The organism is Shewanella sp. KT0246 (genome assembly GCF_019654955.1).
Lineage (GTDB): Bacteria > Pseudomonadota > Gammaproteobacteria > Enterobacterales > Shewanellaceae > Shewanella > Shewanella goraebulensis.
Genome location: NZ_BPEV01000038.1, coordinates 22,739 through 43,124 on the forward strand (window position 1 = coordinate 22,739; position 20,386 = coordinate 43,124).

The following is a 20,386-nucleotide window of genomic DNA, read 5'->3' on the forward strand; positions in this document are numbered from 1 at the left end:
TTTATCATTATTAGGTAGGTACTCTTTTAAAAACGATGAATATTTTTCGTTGGAGTTTCCTTGCAAAAATAACGTCGGCTTCATGCCTACAACAAATCAGTATTTAAAATATCACTATTGATACAGATTTTAAATATATCACTTACATGTAAATTTAGACCAAAAAAAAGCACCCCGAAAGGTGCTTTAATACAAATTGCTATAAATATTGACAGATTACTTTTTCTTTTTTGCTTTTGGATTTGGCAAATCAGTAATTGAACCTTCGTAAACTTCAGCAGCAAGACCCACTGATTCATGTAATGTTGGGTGAGCATGGATAGTTAATGCTAAATCTTCAGCATCACAACCCATTTCAATTGCTAGGCCAATTTCACCTAATAATTCGCCACCGTTAACACCAACAACAGCACCACCAATTACGCGATGAGTTTCTTTGTCGAAGATTAACTTAGTCATACCATCGCTAGCGTCAGAAGCAATTGCACGACCACTTGCCGCCCAAGGGAAGCTTGCTGTTTCGTATGCAACGCCTTGCTCTTTTGCTTCTTTCTCAGTTAAACCTACCCATGCAACTTCTGGGTCAGTGTAAGCGATTGAAGGAATGACTTTAGGATCGAAGAAGTGCTTAAGACCTGAAATAACTTCAGCAGCAACATGACCTTCATGCACACCTTTATGAGCCAACATTGGTTGACCAACGATATCACCGATAGCGAAGATGTTAGGTACATTAGTACGTAACTGCTTATCAACATTGATAAAACCACGCTCATCAACATTGACACCCGCTTTTTCAGCGTCAATTGATTTACCGTTTGGTGTACGTCCAATAGCCACTAATACTGCATCGTAACGGATAGGCTCAGCTGGTGCTTTTTTGCCTTCCATTGTGACGTAAATACCGTCTTCTTTCGCTTCAACTGCTGTAACTTTCGTTTCAAGCATCAAGTTGAACTTCTTCTTGATCTTCTTAGTGAAGATACGAACGATATCTTTATCTGCTGCTGGAATCACTTGGTCGAACATTTCAACGACGTCGATTTCACTACCAATTGATGAGTAAACTGTACCCATTTCTAGGCCAATAATACCGCCACCCATAACTAATAACTTACCTGGAACTTCTTTAAGTTCTAGTGCGTCAGTAGAATCCCAAATACGTGGGTCTTCATGTGGAATAAACGGTAATTCGATTGGACGAGAACCCGCAGCAATAATAGCGTGTTCAAAATTGATCACTTTAACGCCGTCTTCACCTTGTACTTCGATAGTGTTTGGCGAAGTGAATTTACCGTAACCGTTAACCACATCAACTTTACGCATTTTAGACATTCCGCCTAAACCACCAGTTAACTGACCAACAACTTTTTCTTTAAAGCCGCGAAGTTTTTCTAAATCAATCGTTGGCTCACCAAATACAACACCGTGATGCGCAACTTCTTTAGCTTCTTCAATCACTTTAGCGACGTGTAAAAGTGCTTTTGACGGGATACAACCCACATTCAAACAAACACCGCCTAACGTGCTAAAACGTTCAACAATAACCGTTTCTAAACCTAAATCTGCAGCTCGGAATGCTGCTGAATAGCCTGCAGGGCCTGAACCAAGTACTACTACCTGAGTTTTGATTTCGTTACTCATGTTTTCCTCTATTTTTCTCTTGTTGGCGGAAAAACCGTCCAAACTGCAAAATGTGGGCAAATCTTGTAAGGTGGCCGCATTTTACCCTTTGTTTGATACTGATCACAATCCTGTGACGAGATAAAAAAGGCTGCTCACAGTGAGCAGCCTTTTTCTTTACAAAATTAACGTACGGATGTCGCTAAGAATGCTAGATAATGTCACGCTGAAACGCGCAGCCATTGCACCATCAATTACGCGGTGATCATATGATAACGACAGTGGCAACATCAGCTTAGGCTCAAAATCACTACCGTTCCATTTAGGCTTCATTTCAGACTTAGACACACCTAAGATAGCAACATCAGGATAGTTAACGATTGGGGTAAATGCTGTACCACCAATGCCACCTAAACTTGAGATAGTAAAACAGCTACCTTGCATATCTGCAGACTTAAGCTTGCCATCACGAGCACGAACTGAAATGTCCATTAGCTCACGAGATAGCTCAACAATGCCTTTCTTATCAACGTCACGTACAACAGGAACCATCAAGCCATTTGGCGTATCAACTGCAACACCAATGTGGAAGTATTTCTTCTGGATTAATGATTCACCATCAGCACTTAAGCTTGAGTTAAACACAGGGAATTCAGCCAATGCTTTCGCTACTGCTTTCATCATAAAGACTAGCGGAGTAATCTTGTAATCAGCTTTCTTTTTCGCTGCAAGTGTATTCTGCTCTTTACGGAATGCTTCTAACTCAGTGATGTCAGCTTCATCAAATTGTGTCACATGTGGAATAGTGACCCAGTTGCGATGTAAATTTGGTCCAGAAATTTTCTGGATACGGCTTAATGGAATCTCTTCCACTTCACCAAACTTACTGAAATCAACTTTAGGAGCAGCAATCACATTTAGACCACCCGCGCCACCAGCAACAGCAGTTGCAGCAGATGCCTTAGGGCGGCTAAGTTCGTACTTAATAAATGCTTGAACGTCTTCTTTAAGAATACGTCCTTTGCGACCTGTTCCCTTAACTAAAGTCAGGTCAGCTCCAAATTCACGCGCTAAGCGGCGAACGGCAGGTGATGCATGTACAGCACCTGTTTTAGGCTGACTACCTGCACTTGGGTGATGCGGTACTGGCGCAGCTTTTGCTGGAGCTTGAGCGACAGGAGCTGGTGCACTCGCAACAGGTGCTGGAGCCGCAACAGGCGCACTAGCAACAGGTGCTGTTGATGTCGTTTCTACAGTAGCAATGATGCTACCTTGAGAAACTTTGTCACCAACGTTAACTGTTAAGCTCACTAATTTACCTGCAAATGGTGCTGGTACTTCCATCGTCGCTTTATCAGTTTCGAGGGTAATTAAGCCTGTATCCACTTCAAGTACATCGCCAACAGCAACAAGCACTTCAATGACGTCGACATCAGAAGCATCACCAATATCTGGTACTGCGACTTCTTTAACTTCAACTGTACTCGCGGCAGGTGCCGCTGGTGCAGGAGCAGTTGTGGCTGCATCATTTGTAGCAGGCGCCGCAGCGCCTATTTCTAGCATGAGCACTAAAGAGCCTTGAGACACTTTATCGCCAACCACAACTTTAAGCTCTTTAACCACACCAGCTGAAGGTGCTGGCACCTCCATGGTCGCTTTGTCAGTTTCAAGCGTAATTAAACCTGTATCAGCTTCAATGGTTTCACCAACGCTGACCAATACTTCAATAATATCGACATTTTCAGCATCACCGATATCTGGCACAGTCACTTCTATAATTTCAGTACCACCCGTTGATACTGGAGCTGCACTAACAGGTGCAACTGGAGCAACTTCAGGAGTCGGTGTTGGCGCTGCAGCAGGTTGAGCCGCTTCTGCAGGAGCAGATGCTGCGCCTGCGTTAAGCATGGCGATCAACTTCCCTTCTGAAATAGTGTCGCCTACAGCGACTTTAAGCTCAGCAACGGTGCCAGCAAACGGCGCTGGAATATCCATTGTAGCTTTATCGCTCTCAACCGTAACAATCGAGTCTTCTGCTGCAATGTCATCACCGACAGCAACACAGACTTCAATAACCTGAACTTCATCACCACCGATATCAGGAACCAAAACTTCTTTTAATTCAGCCATTTTGTTTCTCTCTATGCGAACTGTGGATTGATCTTATCAACGTCGATACCATATTCTTTGATGGCTTTAGTTAGCACATCAACTGGTATTTCGTTACGGTCAACAAGGGCTTTAAGTGAAGCAATAACAATGAACTTAGCATCAACTTCAAAGTGGTGACGTAAATTGTCACGGCTATCACTGCGGCCGAAACCGTCAGTACCAAGTACTTTGTAGTCAGTTGGGATGTAAGCACGTAATTGTTCGCCGTAAATCTTCATATAATCTGTCGCTACAATAGCAGGTGCATCTTTCGATAACACTTCAGCAATATATGGTACTTTTGGCGCTTCAGTTGGATGCAGCATGTTATAACGCTCAACAGCTTGACCATCACGAGTTAACTCGTTAAAGCTAGTAACACTGAATACATCAGCAGTGATACCGAAATCTTTCGACAACGCTACAGCCGCTTTACGTACTTGCTCTAAGATAGTACCGCTACCCATTAACTGGACAGAGCCTTTACCACTACCTTGAAGGGTTTCTAACTTGTAGATCCCTTTAACAATACCTTCTTCGCTGCCTTCTGGCATAGCAAGTTGTTCGTAGTTTTCGTTCATCGTTGTTAAGTAGTAGAAAACATCTTCCTGCTCACCGTACATGCGACGAATACCGTCTTGAACTATCACTGCAATCTCATAACCGTAAGTTGGGTCATAAGAAATACAGTTAGGAATAGTGTTAGCTAATACATGGCTGTGACCATCTTGATGCTGAAGACCTTCACCATTCAATGTCGTACGACCTGATGTACCACCAACCATGAAGCCACGAGCTCGCATGTCACCCGCAGCCCATGCCATGTCGCCAATACGTTGGAAACCAAACATTGAGTAGTAGATGTAGAACGGGATCATTGGAGTATCGTTAACAGAGTAACTTGTTGCCGCAGCAACCCAAGATGACATTGCACCTAACTCATTAATACCTTCTTGCAATACTTGACCGGTTTTATCTTCACGGTAGTAAGCAACTTGATCTGAATCTTGTGGCTCGTATTTTTGTCCTTCATGGGCATAAATACCTACTTGGCGGAATAAACCTTCCATGCCAAAGGTACGCGCTTCATCAGGAATAATCGGTACTATTTGTTTACCGATTTTCTTATCTTTAAGCAGTGCAGTTAAGATACGTACAAACGACATCGTGCTTGAGATTTGACGACCATTAGAGCCTTTCAGTACTGAGTCGAAAATCTTTAATGACGGCACTTCGATATCTTGTGAGAACTTTTCAAGACGCTTTGGCATAGCACCATGTAAAGTTTCACGGCGTGCTTTGAGGTACTTAACTTCTTCTGAATCAGCACCAGGATGATAGTAAGGAATATCTTCTAACTGGTCATCGCTAATTGGGATATTGAAACGATCGCGGAAGTATTTAAGCGATTCAACGCCCATTTTCTTCACGTTATGCGCGATGTTTTTACCTTCACCCGCATCACCCATACCGTAACCTTTAACTGTTTTAGCAAGGATTACTGTAGGACGACCTTTGGTGTTTTTAGCATGTTGTAATGCAGCATAAATCTTAACTGGATCATGACCACCACGGTTCAAACGCCAAATGTCATCATCTGACATGTTCGCGACCATTTCGGCAGTTTCAGGATACTTACCAAAGAAGTGCTCACGCGTATAAGCGCCACCTTTAGCTTTACAGTTTTGGTATTCACCATCAACGGTTTCTTCCATTAACTGTAGTAATTTACCGCTAGTATCACGTGCAAGTAATGGATCCCAGTAGCGACCCCAAATCACTTTAACTGCTTCCCAGCCTGCGCCGCGGAACTCGCCTTCTAATTCTTGAATGATCTTACCGTTACCACGAACAGGACCATCAAGACGCTGTAAGTTACAGTTAACGATAAAGACTAAGTTATCTAATTCTTCACGGGCAGCAAGACCGATTGCACCTAATGTTTCAGGCTCATCACACTCACCATCACCAAGGAAACAATATACAGTTTGCTCAGAACAATCTTTTAAGCCACGGTCAGTTAAGTATTTAAGGAAACGTGCTTGATAGATTGCTTGAATAGGACCAAGCCCCATCGATACTGTCGGGAACTGCCAATAGTCAGGCATCAATTTAGGATGCGGATATGAAGACAGACCTTTGCCATCAACTTCTTGACGGAAACCGTTCATTTGATCTTCGCTAATGCGGCCTTCAAGGAACGAACGAGAATAGATACCCGGTGCGATATGACCTTGATAATAAACTAAATCGCCACCGTCTTTTTCATTCGGTGCACGGAAGAAGTGGTTAAAACACACATCATAAATAGTCGCACTAGAGGCAAAACTAGAAATGTGACCACCTAGCTCTAAATCTTTCTTAGAACCACGTAATACCATTGCAAGGGCATTCCAGCGAACGATGGCACGAATGCGGCGTTCCATTTCCTGATCACCAGGCATATGCGGCTCTTGGCCAGAAGGAATCGTATTCAAATAAGCGGTAGTCGCTTTGTATGGTAGATGGGTACCATTGCGGCGAGCTTTATCGATTAATTGTTCAAGTAGAAAGTGCGCGCGTTCAGGGCCTTCTTGCTCTAATACCGCTTGCAGTGAATCTACCCACTCTTGAGTTTCTAATGGATCTAAGTCTTGTAGCATATCTTCAGACATGTCGCTGTCCTTCTCTAGATACTGATAATTAATGTGTTTCGGTCAATTTATAATGAGGTTTCACTATAATTTGTATCAAACACCGCTCTTTAAACGGCGCAAGCTACGCTGCAACCGACTGTCTTCTTCCCTCACTGACAACATGACTTCTTCGATATAACTTAAATGTTCATTCGAAGCTTCACGTGCCGCGTCAGGGTCGCGGCGAACGATTGCAGCGAGTAATGCTCGTCTGTGCTCATTCGCCATTGTAGATGCTTCTTCGCGTCGGCTTAGAAGCTCTAAGTTTTGTGCCACGTTTTTGTGCAACACAGGGGTTAAACTAAGTACTAGGTGTAACATCGCCACATTGTGTGATGCTTCAGCTACTGCACGATAGAAACGTACAATCGCATCTGCTTGCGCTTCCACATTGGCTGCGGCTTCAACTTCATTGATTGAACGCTTAATGCTTTGCATATCCGCGTCATTACCACGAAGTGCAGCAAAGTAAGCCATCATTCCTTCTGTTGCATGACGAAACTCCAGTAAGTCATACTGACTTTCTGAATCGTTATGCATCAATTCAACAATAGGATCGGCTAGGCTCTGCCATAGTTGTTCTTTTACATAGGTGCCACCACCTTGGCGACGCATTAAAAGCCCTTTGGCTTCTAACTTCTGAATAGCTTCACGCAATGAAGGACGAGACACTTCAAACTGCAAAGCCAGTTCACGCTCTGGCGGTAACTTCTGCCCAGGCTGTAAACTACCTTCAAGGATCATGCGCTCTAATTGCTCCATGATCACATCTGAAATTTTTGGCTGGGTTATTTTGCTATAAGCCATTTGGCCCTCAGCTCCGTTGTCAATTGGTCTTACCAATTTATATGAGATAGCGCACTTTATCAAATCAAACATTTGATGTCTAGTTAGGCTAGTGTTGAATGGATGTTAGTTGAAGGTTTCAAACGCAACGACTCTTGAACGAATAAGAGCATAACGAAAAAAACCTTCAAAGGGGTCTGACCATTTGCTAAACGCGACCACTGAGGGGTTGCGAATGAAATAAATGGCTTAACAGCCACTCGTTTCGGATTATTTTCTGTTAAACATTAGCAGTAAATACAACAATTGAGAGGCTAAAAAATAAAAACTGTTTTTCTATTTCAAATTAATATTAGTTATAGATTAATTAATATTAATCATTCTAGCTTTAACTGTAATGCCAATAACTTAAAACTAAGTAATTGGCGTTAGCGAACTAGAGCCCAACTTAAGTCTTAAATACCTCAAGCATTAGCTGACCAAGCCAAAAATAGTCAGCACAGATAACACCGTCAGCAGCAATATAAAGTTACGCTTACTCAGTGCGAGTAAAGCTAATGTAGGTTGGACACATACAGGCGCCGAAGTTGACTCAGGAATAGACTCTGCTGCCAACGCAGTATAAGAAACAATATTTTTAGCTGAGTTTTTAGCGTTAAAAACTTGCTTGCGCCACTCAGAGATCCCTGATGCAAAATGTCCGCTTAAAACAAAACCAAAACTAAACACTCGACTAGGTAGCCAATCAAGTAAAAATAGTAATTGACCGATAAACGGCATCTCTAATTTATTTTGTTGATTATATTGTTCATAAAAACGTACTGAACAGTAAAGTATGGCACCAACTGGACCAAAACAAATTAAGAATAAGGCAACAGCACCATAATATCGGTAGTTCACCCACGCCACAGTTTTACCGATTTGACGGCCTAAATCTTTTTCATCAATAGCGTCTAAACATTCAGTGCAATCTAAATTTTCAGCATAGTGATAACAGGCCTGAACATCGCCACGACATGCTGCTAGCATATACTTTTTAAAACAGGCACGCAGAGACTGATGGCTTAAACAAAGAATAGAAATAGCCACCCAGAACAATAGCGTTATTAAATCGTAAAATACGCCGTCGATAAGAAATAATATAAGGAAAACAATAATGGCAGGAATGAGTACAACGGCAGACACTGCTATTGCTGAATCTAACTTTTTGTCTTTCCAGAATAATTGCTGATATTTGGCTAACATCGAGTCAAATTGCCAATTTGCTGGCAATAATTTCAGTCGCTCAACCATAATCGCAATCAATAAAGAAAATAATGCCATGTGACCCCTGTTTACAGCCAAAGAAGTGAAAGCTAAAAATATCTATATTTGTTTCTATCTAAGCGTTCATTAAACTTTATATAAACGCTGATCATTTCTATTAAACACAGTCACGAAACTGGGTTGATAAACTTGATTTGCAGACTAAGCTATATCGACAATAAACGAAAGTAGCGCTGCCAATCAAAGCTCTGCCCAGGATCCGTTTTTCGCCCAGGTGCGATATCACAATGCCCTACAATCTCATTCTGCTTAAGCATAGGATATTCATCAAATAACTCCAAGGTTAATCGAGCTAAAACTTGATATTGCTCATTGGTATACGGATCAGTATCGGTGCCTTCGAGCTCTATGCCAATAGTAAAGTCATTGCAGTTTTCACGCCCTTTTAAATTGGATACACCAGCATGCCAAGCTCTATCATCACAACTAACATATTGCACCACTTCACCGTCACGGCGGATCAGAAAATGAGCCGATACTTCAAGTCCCACTAATTTACTAAAACTTGGGTCAGCAGTTTCATCAATACAGCCTTGAAATAAACCATCAATATGCGGCAAACCATAACAACCAGCAGGTAGGCTTATATTGTGGATAACCAAGCCACTAACTTCATTTAGAGGTCGTTGGTTAAAATGTGGCGATTTACATATTCGTGCGCTTTGATGCCAGCCAGCTTCAATCGTGTTTTTCATAATATTAATCTGTAGCCTAACTATTTCTGTGTTAGAAGGTAGAAAGATAGTTAAAGAGAATAATACGGGATATTCTATCTATCTTAACAAGCTTAAGGTACCCGTTAAATGTACCAGTAAAATGAAAAAGTTCAGCGCTATATTTTAAATTAGCAACTGTGGTAAAGTTGCCCCATACCTGTTTTATAATCAGTTAGGACTATACTGCTCTTCTAACTGATGTCGCTGTAATAGCAAGGATTATGCACATGATTGAAAATGACATCCGTCAAGCCGTAAAAACCGCTCTTGATGAAGATTTAGGTCATACCCCTTCTCATATACCACAAGATATTTTAGCCGCCGACATTACAGCTCAGCTTATTCCTGCTGATAAATACGCAGAAGCCGTATTAATCACTCGAGAAGAAGGCGTGTTTTGCGGTAAGGCGTGGGCAGAGCAAGTGTTCAACCAACTTGGAGGTGATGTTGCACTCCATTGGCATGTAGATGACGGTGATTTGCTCGTCCCTAATCAAGTCTTGTGTGAGTTGTCAGGGCCAGCGCGAGCAATATTGACTGGTGAGCGCACCGCGATGAATTTCATTCAAACTTTGTCAGGCGTCGCCAGTTTAACGAAACATTACGTCGATAAAATTGCGGGCACTCACACTCGTTTACTTGATACCCGTAAAACCATTCCAGGATTGCGCACAGCTCAAAAGTATGCGGTCACTTGTGGTGGTGGTAAAAATCATCGTATTGGCTTATTTGATGCTTTTTTGATTAAAGAAAACCATATCATGGCCTGCGGCAATATTGATTTAGCGATAAAAGCGGCAAGAAAGCTGGATAATGAAAAGCCTGTAGAAGTAGAAGTAGAGTCGATTGCAGAGCTAACAGAAGCACTTGAAGCTGGCTCTGACATTATTATGCTAGATAACTTTGATGTCACCATGATGATTGAAGCCGTAACCTTAAATAATCAATTTAAAGAGCAAGGGAAAGGCGCCAAGCTCGAAGTGTCAGGTAACGTCACTATCGATACCATCGCAGACTTTGCTAAAACGGGTGTCGATTACATTTCAGTAGGGGCACTAACTAAACACGTTAAAGCGTTGGATTTGTCTTTAAGACTGAAGTCATAATAACCCAGTAATGTTATGCGCCTATGGACGCTGGCTTAATACAGCCTCTTTGTATCGCTAGATCATTCAATGTTTATGTCATCTTCTATCTGTAAGCTAACTAAAAACTAGATAACGTTATTTAAGCACTCTAACCAGAGTGCTTTTTTATGTCTTTCATTGTAAAAATGAATTAATCGTTCCACTATTGAATACCACTGCATAATAGATACTTGCCTCAAGTAACACTCAATATAATTTCTGCTAACTCAGGAATGAAATAATCTAAGAAACTAAGAAACTAAGAAACGAAGAAACTCAATTAAACCTAATTGCTAACCCTCTCGAAAAGTGACTTACCATTAATTAGCATCTGGATATATAGTACATATTTCTATATTTTCCAACAAATAACAAAGCCATAAAATTGACTTATTACAAGTCCAGTCAATAAATCATCTACACCTGCTAAATTTGTCACTATTTTGTTGCAAAACCAGCAACAACAAGGCGTTCAATTATACTTTTTACGCTTTTTTTGCACTTTTGCGCGATAAGCTATTCCATTATTGATAACTTTATAATAACGTTCACTACAGGTGAGTCAGATTTCAAACTCAACTTTTTACAAATTAATTTTCAAAGCGTTACGAAGGTAACTTTCTAAAACTTTGAATCGTTATTTATAAAAGCAATGTTGAATGAAACACTCCGTTAACAACATTCTGATAAAGTTATATTGTTTGTTGCCGTTATAGACAAAGTGGCGAATATTTAATCTCTACCCTATCCTATAACAACGAAGCTGTAAGAATTAACTTGTAAGAATGAAGTAATGCATGGGCTCACTAATTTACTTACATAGCAGTTAAGTAACGTCAGTTATATAGCTGTTCTGTTAAGTAGTATCAGATGAGTCAAGATGTACCAGTTTAAAAGTAATAAAAATACACTAGTTTATTAATGCTAGAAGGATTGCGGTGATAGGACACCAGTCAATATAACTAAGGGCCTTTAGTTATGTTGAGTTTCACGGATTAGAACAGCCCCGAAGCAACACATAGAGAGATAAAAAATGAAAAGCATCAACCAAATTAAAAACGCTAAGGGTTTTACTCTTATTGAATTAATGATCGTAGTAGCGATCATCGGTATTCTTGCAGCAATCGCATTGCCTGCATATCAAGAATATGTAGACAAAGGTAAAGTAAACTCATGCCTAGGCGAAGCCGCTGCTTTTGAAAAAGCATTTGCAGCAGCAACGATTGCTGAACTTGATACCATTCCTACATTTGTTGCAAACGCATGTACATCAAGTTCAACTCCATCTGCAGGCGGGGCAACATACCAAACTGGTGTCAGTGGTATTGAAGTAACATGTGTCGCTGCAACAGCTTCTTGTACGGCAAATACTTAACATCCAGAGCTACTAACTTTAATAGAAAATGCCGCTATTCATAAAATAGCGGCATTTTTATAATATGTTTAACCACGACTATCTCACTTATACAATTCAGTAAAGCTTAATTAAACCCTCTATAATCATTGATAATTTCAACACCATTAACATATCTTATGCTTTCTACAATATGATCAGTAACTTATCAAACCATTAATCCATATTCTGGGATACAAAGCGGGTAATAACTCTTCATGTTGGTATGTCATGAGCATAAAGCAACTCATCAGTGACACGAGCAAGCACAATATTACACGCCACCATATACTCAACTCACCAAGCTTCTTTTGTTCGTGAGAAATTAAAACCGCCAACAGAAATACAAACATAAGCTGCGCATAAGGCATAACACCTACACCGCTAAATAATGAATAGATAAGACCAGATAAGACGCTGATAATAATTGGCACACTTGAAATATCATTAGAGTGCCTTAAATTTACTAATCTTCTATAACAAAAACTACTTACCCAGACAATAGCGACAAAACAGGTTACAGCTCCATATTCATATAATATTTGCATAACTGAATTATGCGGGTGAGCATTAAATAGAGGCTTTCCTTCAGCCCAAACAAAGCTCATTGGGCCAAAACCCAAAAGTATTTTTTCTGGGATGGCATTTAAAACATAAAGCCATAAATCAATCCGCCCAGAACTCCCTGTTCGAATTTGAAAATTAGTGCTGTCCATCAGCCAGTATGGCAGCATGATAATGAACACTAACCAAAAGCTTATACCTATAAGCAAGCATTGCATGAATGCACAGAATAATTGGCGCCTCTGCTTAATATGTAAAAAATAAGCAACGAGAGTCACTGATAAAATCAGTGACAATATCGAGCCTCTAGCCTCAGTTTGTAGCAACACCATCCAATGTAATGAAATTATAACAATCGATATTCTTTTGAACCTTTTTAAAGGTTCATCAAAAAAAGGTAAGAGTAAAATAGGAATTATCATTACCTGTAATTGATTAAAGAATCTCACATTGACATAACCCGTTACTAAACCATGAATATTAAAAGCTTGCCCGTCCGCATAAGAAAAAATTAAAAATAAAATATATTTAAGATATATACACACTGAAAAAAAGAGCATGAATGCATAAAGCCCTTTAAGTAGTACGCTAAACTGGATAGTTCTGACACAAGAACAAAAAATTACAAAAATAGTAAATAATAGAAGGGTATTAGCAAGTTCAATCCCTCCCCAAAATGGATGTTTACTAGAAAGTGCCGATATAATTCCTAGGGTCAAAAAAATGCCAAAGAGTTTGTAGGAGGTATTAGATAGTTTTAAAACTTCAATTTTTTTTACAAAACAAAAGCTACAAGAACATAGCCACATCATAGTAATTGTTAAAATACGCTTTAAATCATACTCATTTCCTATGCCGCTTAAACCGATAAATTGAGAAGAAAATACTGTACCAAGCAAAATAAATCCAGATATCAAAGCAAACATCACTACTGAATACTGTTTTAAATTCACAGACCAACCTCCATTGGGAACTTTTTATAAACTTGAAGATCTTACTAATTACTATTAAAAAGCAGATAAAATATAAAAACAACTTGGTTTCAAAGTTATCCTAATCACCAAGAAAATAGCTTAAAGTTCACCATATGTAGCTAAATATCACTCTAAGCAAAACTGTAACACCAGAAGAATAACACATAGAAATTCACAAAGATGGAGCAAGATAGCTATATTCGCACAACCTCATTTACAATTAATGTTCTACAATGACAAACTTCCGAAAACACGTTATTATTTTATGTCTTGGAAAAACTGGAGACTCCATGCCTTCTACTAGTCTACATTTAGGATTATCGACTCTTTTTACTCGTAAAGGGATACTTAGCGAAGCGCAATTGTCTTCTGCCATATCAGAGTCGAGAAAGACTAACCGCTCCTTAGTTGGTTCACTTGTTCATTCTAAAATATTATCTTCACGTGAAATAGCCGAACTATGTTATGAGGAATATGGTACTCCTTTACTTGATTTAAGTGAGTTCGACGTTACTCATATTTCAGAAGACATACTGAATAAAAAACTGATGGCCAAACACAATTGTTTACCACTATTCAAACGTGGAAATAGACTATACATAGCGACATCAGATCCAACTAACATTAGTGCTTTAGAAGATTTTCAATTTAGTTTAGGTTTGCATGCTGAAGCGATATTAGTTGAAGATGATAAGTTAAACCTAATACTAGAAAAGTTGATTGAAGATGATATTTCAGGTTTAGATTTAGCGGGTGTAGATGAAGAAGCGCTTGCCAATATGGAAGTTGCTGATACGGAGCGCCATGACGAACCAGCAGGTGAAAGTAGTGATGATGCCCCCATTGTTATTTATATTAATAAAATACTCACTGATGCCATCCGTAAAGGTGCCTCTGACTTACATTTTGAGCCTTACGAAAAACGTTATCGAATCCGTTTCCGTATCGACGGCATTTTACACGAAGTATCAGAGCCTCCTGTCAATTTATCAAATCGTATTTCTGCTCGCTTAAAAGTCATGTCAAAGTTAGACATTGCAGAACGCCGAGTCCCCCAAGATGGTCGTATTAAAATGAAACTGTCGCGGACAAAATCAATTGATTTTCGTGTCAGTACCTTGCCCACGATTTGGGGCGAAAAAATAGTAATGCGTATATTGGATTCATCATCTGCGCAATTAGGCATTGAAAAGCTCGGTTATGAAGACGACCAGCGTTTACTTTATGAAGAGATGCTAGCAAAACCTCAAGGGATGATTCTAGTAACAGGTCCTACTGGTTCAGGTAAAACAGTCTCGTTATACACAGGCCTTAATATTCTCAATACTGAAGAGCGTAATATTTCAACTGCCGAAGACCCTGTAGAGATTAACCTAGAAGGTGTTAACCAAGTTCATATTAACTTAAAAGCAGGCTTAACCTTCGCATCTGCCCTGAGATCTTTTTTACGCCAAGATCCTGATGTAGTCATGGTAGGTGAAATTCGAGATCTAGAAACGGCAGAGATAGCAATTAAAGCCGCCCAAACAGGTCACTTAGTATTATCAACCCTACATACTAATTCGGCAGCCGAAACCCTAACTCGCTTAATCAACATGGGCGTACCGGGTTATAACATTGCAAGCTCAGTGAATTTAATTATTGCTCAACGTCTTGCCCGCCGCTTATGTCCTGAATGCAAGTCGCCTGAAGATGTCCCTATAGAAGAACTGCAACGACTTGGCTTTACTCAAGATATGATTAATACTGGATTCACTGTATATAAACCGGTGGGTTGCGAGCATTGTTCTGGTGGTTATAAAGGGCGGGTCGGTATTTATGAAGTGATGAGAATGACCGATGAAATATCCAGAACTATTATGGAAGGCGGCAACTCATTACAGATTGCACAGCAAGCTAAAACAAGTGGTATGCGAGACTTAAGGTTATCCGGCCTCTTAAAAGTGACTCATGGCATTACCAGTATCGCAGAAGTAAACCGTGTAACCAGCTTTGGATAAATATAATATAATTTAAATTAAAGTATTGATAATATTGCTTTATTGCACATAAAAAATAAAAAAGGATTTGCTTTATGGCAACTGCATCGGCAAGAAGAAAGCCAAAAACCAGTAAAAGCGCAAAAAAAAATTCTAAGCTCCAACCCAAGGTTTTTACCTTTGAATGGAAAGGGGTCAACCGTGATGGGCAAAGAACTTCAGGAGAACTACGAGGGGCGTCCATTGCTGAAATTAGAGGTGTCTTAAAAGCTCAAGGTGTGACACCGAAAGGGGTTCGTAAAAAAGCAACACCTCTGTTTAAATCTGAAAAAAAAATTACCGCAATGGATATTGCGATGATTACCCGTCAAATATCAACAATGCTTTCAGCAGGTGTACCTTTAGTCACAACAATAGAACTTTTAGGTCGAGGCCACGAAAAAGCCAAAGTGAGAGAGCTTCTTGCAGGAATCCTTACAGATGTGCAATCAGGTATTCCATTATCTGATGCCCTAAGGCCACATAGACAATATTTTGATGATTTATATGTTGACTTAGTTGCAGCGGGCGAACATTCAGGCTCTTTGGATGCAGTTTTTGATAGAATTGCAACTTATAGAGAAAAAGCTGAATCTCTCAAATCAAAAATTAAAAAAGCATTATTTTACCCTGCTGCAGTCGTTGTTGTCGCTATTGCAGTTACAGTCCTGTTGTTACTGTTTGTTGTACCTCAATTTGAACAAATTTTTGCTGGTTTCGGAGCCGAGCTTCCAGCTTTTACCCAAGTCGTAGTCAATTTGTCTCGCTGGTTGCAAGCATCTTGGTATTTTTTTGTCATTGCGATAGTGATTTCAGTCTGGGCATTTAGACGAGCCCACTTAAACTCACAAGCCTTTAGAGATAGAGTCGATGAGCTTATATTAAAAATACCAGTTATAGGAAACATATTGCACAAAGCAGCAATGGCACGCTTTGCTAGAACTTTAGCAACAACGTTTTCAGCAGGTGTTCCCTTGATAGATGGCCTTGAGTCAGCTGCTGGCGCTTCAGGTAATGCTGTATACAAAAAGGCCTTATTAAAGGTTCGTCAAGAAGTGATGTCAGGGATGCAAATGAATGTCGCCATGCGAACTACCGGCTTATTTCCTGATATGTTAGTCCAAATGGTGATGATTGGTGAAGAATCAGGTGGATTAGATGATATGCTCAACAAGGTCGCCAATATTTATGAAATGCAGGTAGATGATGCAGTAGATGGGTTATCAAGCCTCATTGAACCCATCATGATGGTTGTGATTGGTACTCTAGTAGGTGGTTTAATTGTGGCCATGTATTTACCTATTTTCCAAATGGGTAATATTGTTGGTGGATAACAACCAGCAAAAATAAGAAATTAAAAGAATAATATGAATGATTTTTTAACTATTTTTATTGAATCCATGAGCCAATCACCTTGGCTCTTTATTTCAATTAGCTTTATTTTTGCAGCCATTATTGGTAGCTTTTTAAACGTCGTCATTCACCGTTTTCCTGTGATGATGAAGCGTGAATGGCAAAGTGAATGTAATTATTACTTGTCTGAATACCACCCAGACATAGTCAAAGAAGTCGGCGAGAAACGCCTTAACAAACCCATTGATAGCTACCCTCAAAAGTACAATTTAGTGGTGCCAGGTTCAGCATGCCCGAAATGCAAAACAGACATTAAACCTTGGCATAACTTACCCATTATTGGTTGGTTAATGCTCGGTGGTAAGTGTGCAAGTTGTAAAACATCAATTAGCGCTAGATACCCGATTTTTGAATTAATTACCGGTCTTTTAATAGCAACTTTAGCTTGGCACTTTGGCCCCACATGGCAATTTCTTTATGCATCAATTCTAACCTTTGTTTTAATAGCCCTTACAGGTATTGATTTAGATGAAATGCTGCTGCCAGATCAATTAACCTTACCCATATTATGGTTAGGTCTAATTATTAATCTAAAAGGTGTTTATGCGAGCCCAACAGATGCTGTTATTGGTGGTGCTGCAGGTTATTTGAGCCTTTGGTCGGTGTTTTGGCTATTCAAACTCGCGACAGGCAAAGAAGGCATGGGCTATGGCGACTTTAAACTGCTTGCAGTATTTGGTGCATGGTTAGGTTGGCAATTCCTTCCTTTAATTATTTTACTTTCATCATTGGTAGGTGCTGTTATTGGCATTTCAATGATGATAAGCAAGAAAATCACCAGAGAAAACCCAATTCCATTCGGTCCTTATATTGCCATCGCAGGATGGGTTGCCCTTGTATGGGGACAGGATATTATCAACTGGTATCTAGGTACATTCATATAGTATGGCTGATTTCATCGTTGGCCTTACTGGCGGAATTGGCTCAGGTAAAACTACTGTTGCTAATTTGTTCCTAGATTTCGGAATAGAACTGGTTGATGCGGATATCATCGCTCGAGAAGCTGTTGCAAAAGGCTCTCAGGGACTCTGTGAAATTAAAAAGCACTTCGGCTCTGAGGTATTAGACAGCAATGGGTTATTAGATAGAGCAAAGTTACGCTCAAGAGTGTTTGATAATGAAAAAGAAAGACAATGGCTCAATAACTTACTGCACCCTTTAATTCGCAATCATATGCTCAAAGCTGTAGAAGATGCTAAATCTCCGTATGTTATTATGATTGTTCCCTTGCTTTTTGAGAACGGGTTAGATAGTTTGGTCAATACGACTTTAGTGGTGGATATTCCACCACATGAACAGATAACTAGAACAGCAAAACGAGATGGGGTAACTTCAACAGAAGTTGAAAAAATTCTAAATCGTCAGATAAGTAGAGAATTGAGACTTACTAAGGCTGATACAGTCTTAGACAATACCTTACCTCCCGAAGAATTACGAAAAACTGTTCAGTTATTACATTTGAAGTATTTAGCTCAAGCATCATCAGCATAGATAAAAACAATGAATAACGATTTAATATATGAACAGCCGTTAAATGAAAAAACCAGAAGTTATCTGCGACTTGAATATTTGGCTGATCAATTAAATCTCCATCTTGATACCGATTATCAGCATCATTGTTTTTACCCACTTTTTTCATTAGCTGAATTAACAGACAGATGTGACTACCGAACTGATATTCTAAAGGATATTGACAAACAATTAGTCATCTTAGCTAAATGGCATGCTTTGCCCCATGTAGATAAATCGCAAATACAAAACATAATCGATCAACTCAACGCATCAAAAGCCCCATTACAAACAAATGAACGCATAGGCTGCCGCCTAAAACAAGATCGTTTTATTGCCGCACTCAAACAACGATTTGGTATGCCAGGAGCTTGTTGTAATTTTGACTTACCTCAGCTGCATTATTGGCTAGCAAAGCCATGGCAAGAAAGGCAGTTAGATCTAAATAGCTGGATTGAGAATTTTTTACCAATCCTTAAGCCAATAAAATTACTGCTTGAACTCACAAGAAGTACCGCAGAATTTAGAACTGCAGAAGCACAACAAGGGTTTTTTCAGGGGAACAGCCCACAAACGTTATCTTTGATTAGAGTTCAAATCGATCACACTCAAGATTGTTACCCAACTATTAGCGGCCATAAAAACAGATATGCTATCCACTTCGTTGATTTCGAAAACCAAAAACATACAGATAAATTAGTTAAATTCAAACTAGCTACTTGTAACTAAATTCATTAGGATCTCACTATATTAATTAGCGAGATGACTTATGCCTATTTCTGTAAAATGTCCTATATGCCAAATTGACGTTCTTTGGGAGCCGCAATCGAAGTTCAAACCTTTTTGCAGCGAGCGCTGTAAAATGATTGATCTTGGCGATTGGGCAAGTGAGAAACACGCTATTCCAGTAAAACCTGAATTTGATCATGAAACTTTAGATACAGAAGGTTTTGATGAAGGTGACTTTTTTAAACACTAAGTTGAGCAAATGAAATGAAAAGAATACATGTCGCTGTTGGCATTATTATAAATAATGAACAACAAATACTGTTAGCTAAGCGCCATGAACACCTTCACCAAGGTGGCAAATGGGAATTTCCTGGTGGTAAGGTGGAAATAGATGAAACGGTTTCACAAGCGCTTATAAGAGAGCTTAAAGAAGAAGTTGATTTAGACGTAGAATCTACAAAACCCTTCATGGATATCTCTCATAATTACCCAGACAAACATGTCCTACTGGATATTCACCTTGTTACCAACTTTAAAGGTGCTGGACAGGGTTTAGAAGGACAAATAATCCAATGGGTAAATAGTGAAGAATTAGGAACATTCGATTTTCCCGACGCAAACTTACCTATACTAGATAAGATAAAACAGCTGAAGCTTTAAATACGAACTATCCCAAAACTTAAGTGGTGAGCTGTAAGTTCATCACTGTCGAATAACACTAGTAGACCGTTTTTTATTAACAACCTTCAGAGCTAACAGACAGCTAATCATCCAAAACCTCAAGATACAAGTGGCATAGTTATAAAGGCACAACTATCCTACCTTAAACATTGCTTAGTGCTTATCCCATTTCTACCGTGGTAAAGTTACCTACATGACGACAGCTATTATTCGCCACTTGTCTATCAGATTTGATTCTTCAATCCCTAAAGTACAGATTCTAAAACGCCCATATAAATAAACTTAGTGCTATATTCCACCTATAGAAATTTTTACTGAAAATAAAACTATCTGATCTCACTTAAAAGAAATTAGGCGCTTGCATTCGCGTATCAATCACACTGTCTTTCGCGGCACTAATTCTTACTCGATATATACGAAAAAAGCCCTGACTGTTAAGCCAGGGCTTTATCGACTCTCTTAAAAAGAGAAATTAAGCGCTTGGTAATGACCTACTTTCACATGGGCATATCAATCACACTGTCTGCTGTTGATATGTCTAAACTTGAGCTTTAGCTTCGTTTCTGAACATGTTTATCTTAAATGACAGACACAAAAAAGCCCGTTACGTGAGTAACGGGCTATCTGCTCTCTTAAAAAGAGAAATTAGGCGCTTGGCAATGACCTACTTTCACATGGGGAGACCCCACACTATCATCGGC

At 39.5% G+C, this 20,386-nt stretch carries 16 protein-coding genes; 9 read left to right on the forward strand and 7 right to left on the reverse strand.

The window, feature by feature from the left end; all coding sequences use genetic code 11:
• Nucleotides 1–216 precede the first annotated feature (216 nt).
• The 6 genes from lpdA to ampD form a co-directional block, all read right to left on the reverse strand.
• Nucleotides 217–1,644, reverse strand: a complete 1,428-nt coding sequence (gene lpdA, locus K5Q58_RS16795) for a dihydrolipoyl dehydrogenase (RefSeq protein WP_153913826.1) — start codon at nucleotides 1,642–1,644, stop codon at nucleotides 217–219.
• Between the two features lie 156 nt (nucleotides 1,645–1,800).
• Nucleotides 1,801–3,753: a dihydrolipoyllysine-residue acetyltransferase gene (aceF, locus tag K5Q58_RS16800; protein ID WP_220755049.1), complete on the reverse strand. Its 1,953-nt coding sequence runs from the start codon at nucleotides 3,751–3,753 to the stop codon at nucleotides 1,801–1,803.
• An 11-nt stretch (nucleotides 3,754–3,764) separates the two neighbouring features.
• Nucleotides 3,765–6,428, reverse strand: a complete 2,664-nt coding sequence (aceE, locus tag K5Q58_RS16805; RefSeq protein ID WP_220755050.1) for a pyruvate dehydrogenase (acetyl-transferring), homodimeric type — start codon at nucleotides 6,426–6,428, stop codon at nucleotides 3,765–3,767.
• 75 nt (nucleotides 6,429–6,503) lie between these two features.
• Nucleotides 6,504–7,256, reverse strand: a complete 753-nt coding sequence (gene pdhR / locus K5Q58_RS16810; RefSeq protein WP_102527414.1) for a pyruvate dehydrogenase complex transcriptional repressor PdhR — start codon at nucleotides 7,254–7,256, stop codon at nucleotides 6,504–6,506.
• Nucleotides 7,257–7,706: 450 nt separating this feature from the next.
• Nucleotides 7,707–8,558 (reverse strand): beta-lactamase regulator AmpE, encoded by an 852-nt coding sequence (gene ampE, locus K5Q58_RS16815; RefSeq protein ID WP_220755051.1) that lies wholly within the window; start codon nucleotides 8,556–8,558, stop codon nucleotides 7,707–7,709.
• A 149-nt stretch (nucleotides 8,559–8,707) separates the two neighbouring features.
• Nucleotides 8,708–9,256 (reverse strand): 1,6-anhydro-N-acetylmuramyl-L-alanine amidase AmpD, encoded by a 549-nt coding sequence (gene ampD / locus K5Q58_RS16820; protein WP_220755052.1) that lies wholly within the window; start codon nucleotides 9,254–9,256, stop codon nucleotides 8,708–8,710.
• Nucleotides 9,257–9,504: 248 nt separating this feature from the next.
• On the opposite strand from ampD, the gene nadC reads away from it, so the two are divergent.
• A complete protein-coding gene (gene nadC, locus K5Q58_RS16825) occupies nucleotides 9,505–10,383 on the forward strand; it encodes a carboxylating nicotinate-nucleotide diphosphorylase (protein WP_220755053.1) in 879 nt (292 codons plus the stop codon).
• Between the two features lie 1,054 nt (nucleotides 10,384–11,437).
• Entirely contained in the window at nucleotides 11,438–11,779 is a 342-nt protein-coding gene (locus K5Q58_RS21260; protein WP_220755054.1) for a type II secretion system protein, read from the forward strand.
• 176 nt (nucleotides 11,780–11,955) lie between these two features.
• Here K5Q58_RS21260 and K5Q58_RS16835 read toward each other — a convergent pair whose 3' ends face one another.
• Nucleotides 11,956–13,314, reverse strand: a complete 1,359-nt coding sequence (locus tag K5Q58_RS16835) for an O-antigen ligase (protein WP_259651376.1) — start codon at nucleotides 13,312–13,314, stop codon at nucleotides 11,956–11,958.
• Nucleotides 13,315–13,625: 311 nt separating this feature from the next.
• On the opposite strand from K5Q58_RS16835, the gene pilB reads away from it, so the two are divergent.
• The 7 genes from pilB (at nucleotide 13,626) to mutT (ending at nucleotide 19,664) form a co-directional block, all read left to right on the forward strand.
• Entirely contained in the window at nucleotides 13,626–15,335 is a 1,710-nt protein-coding gene (pilB, locus tag K5Q58_RS16840; RefSeq protein ID WP_220755055.1) for a type IV-A pilus assembly ATPase PilB, read from the forward strand.
• 74 nt (nucleotides 15,336–15,409) lie between these two features.
• On the forward strand, nucleotides 15,410–16,687 hold the full coding sequence (locus K5Q58_RS16845) for a type II secretion system F family protein (RefSeq protein WP_220755056.1): 1,278 nt from the start codon (nucleotides 15,410–15,412) through the stop codon (nucleotides 16,685–16,687).
• Nucleotides 16,688–16,720: 33 nt separating this feature from the next.
• Entirely contained in the window at nucleotides 16,721–17,650 is a 930-nt protein-coding gene (locus K5Q58_RS16850) for an A24 family peptidase (RefSeq protein WP_220755057.1), read from the forward strand.
• 1 nt (nucleotide 17,651) lies between these two features.
• Nucleotides 17,652–18,257, forward strand: coding sequence for a dephospho-CoA kinase (gene coaE, locus K5Q58_RS16855; protein ID WP_220755058.1), 606 nt, complete (start codon nucleotides 17,652–17,654; stop codon nucleotides 18,255–18,257).
• Nucleotides 18,258–18,266: 9 nt separating this feature from the next.
• Nucleotides 18,267–19,004: a cell division protein ZapD gene (gene zapD, locus K5Q58_RS16860; protein ID WP_220755059.1), complete on the forward strand. Its 738-nt coding sequence runs from the start codon at nucleotides 18,267–18,269 to the stop codon at nucleotides 19,002–19,004.
• A gap of 40 nt (nucleotides 19,005–19,044) precedes the next feature.
• Nucleotides 19,045–19,254, forward strand: coding sequence for a DNA gyrase inhibitor YacG (yacG, locus tag K5Q58_RS16865; protein WP_220755060.1), 210 nt, complete (start codon nucleotides 19,045–19,047; stop codon nucleotides 19,252–19,254).
• 14 nt (nucleotides 19,255–19,268) lie between these two features.
• Entirely contained in the window at nucleotides 19,269–19,664 is a 396-nt protein-coding gene (gene mutT, locus K5Q58_RS16870; protein ID WP_220755061.1) for an 8-oxo-dGTP diphosphatase MutT, read from the forward strand.
• The last annotated feature ends 722 nt before the right edge of the window (nucleotides 19,665–20,386 follow it).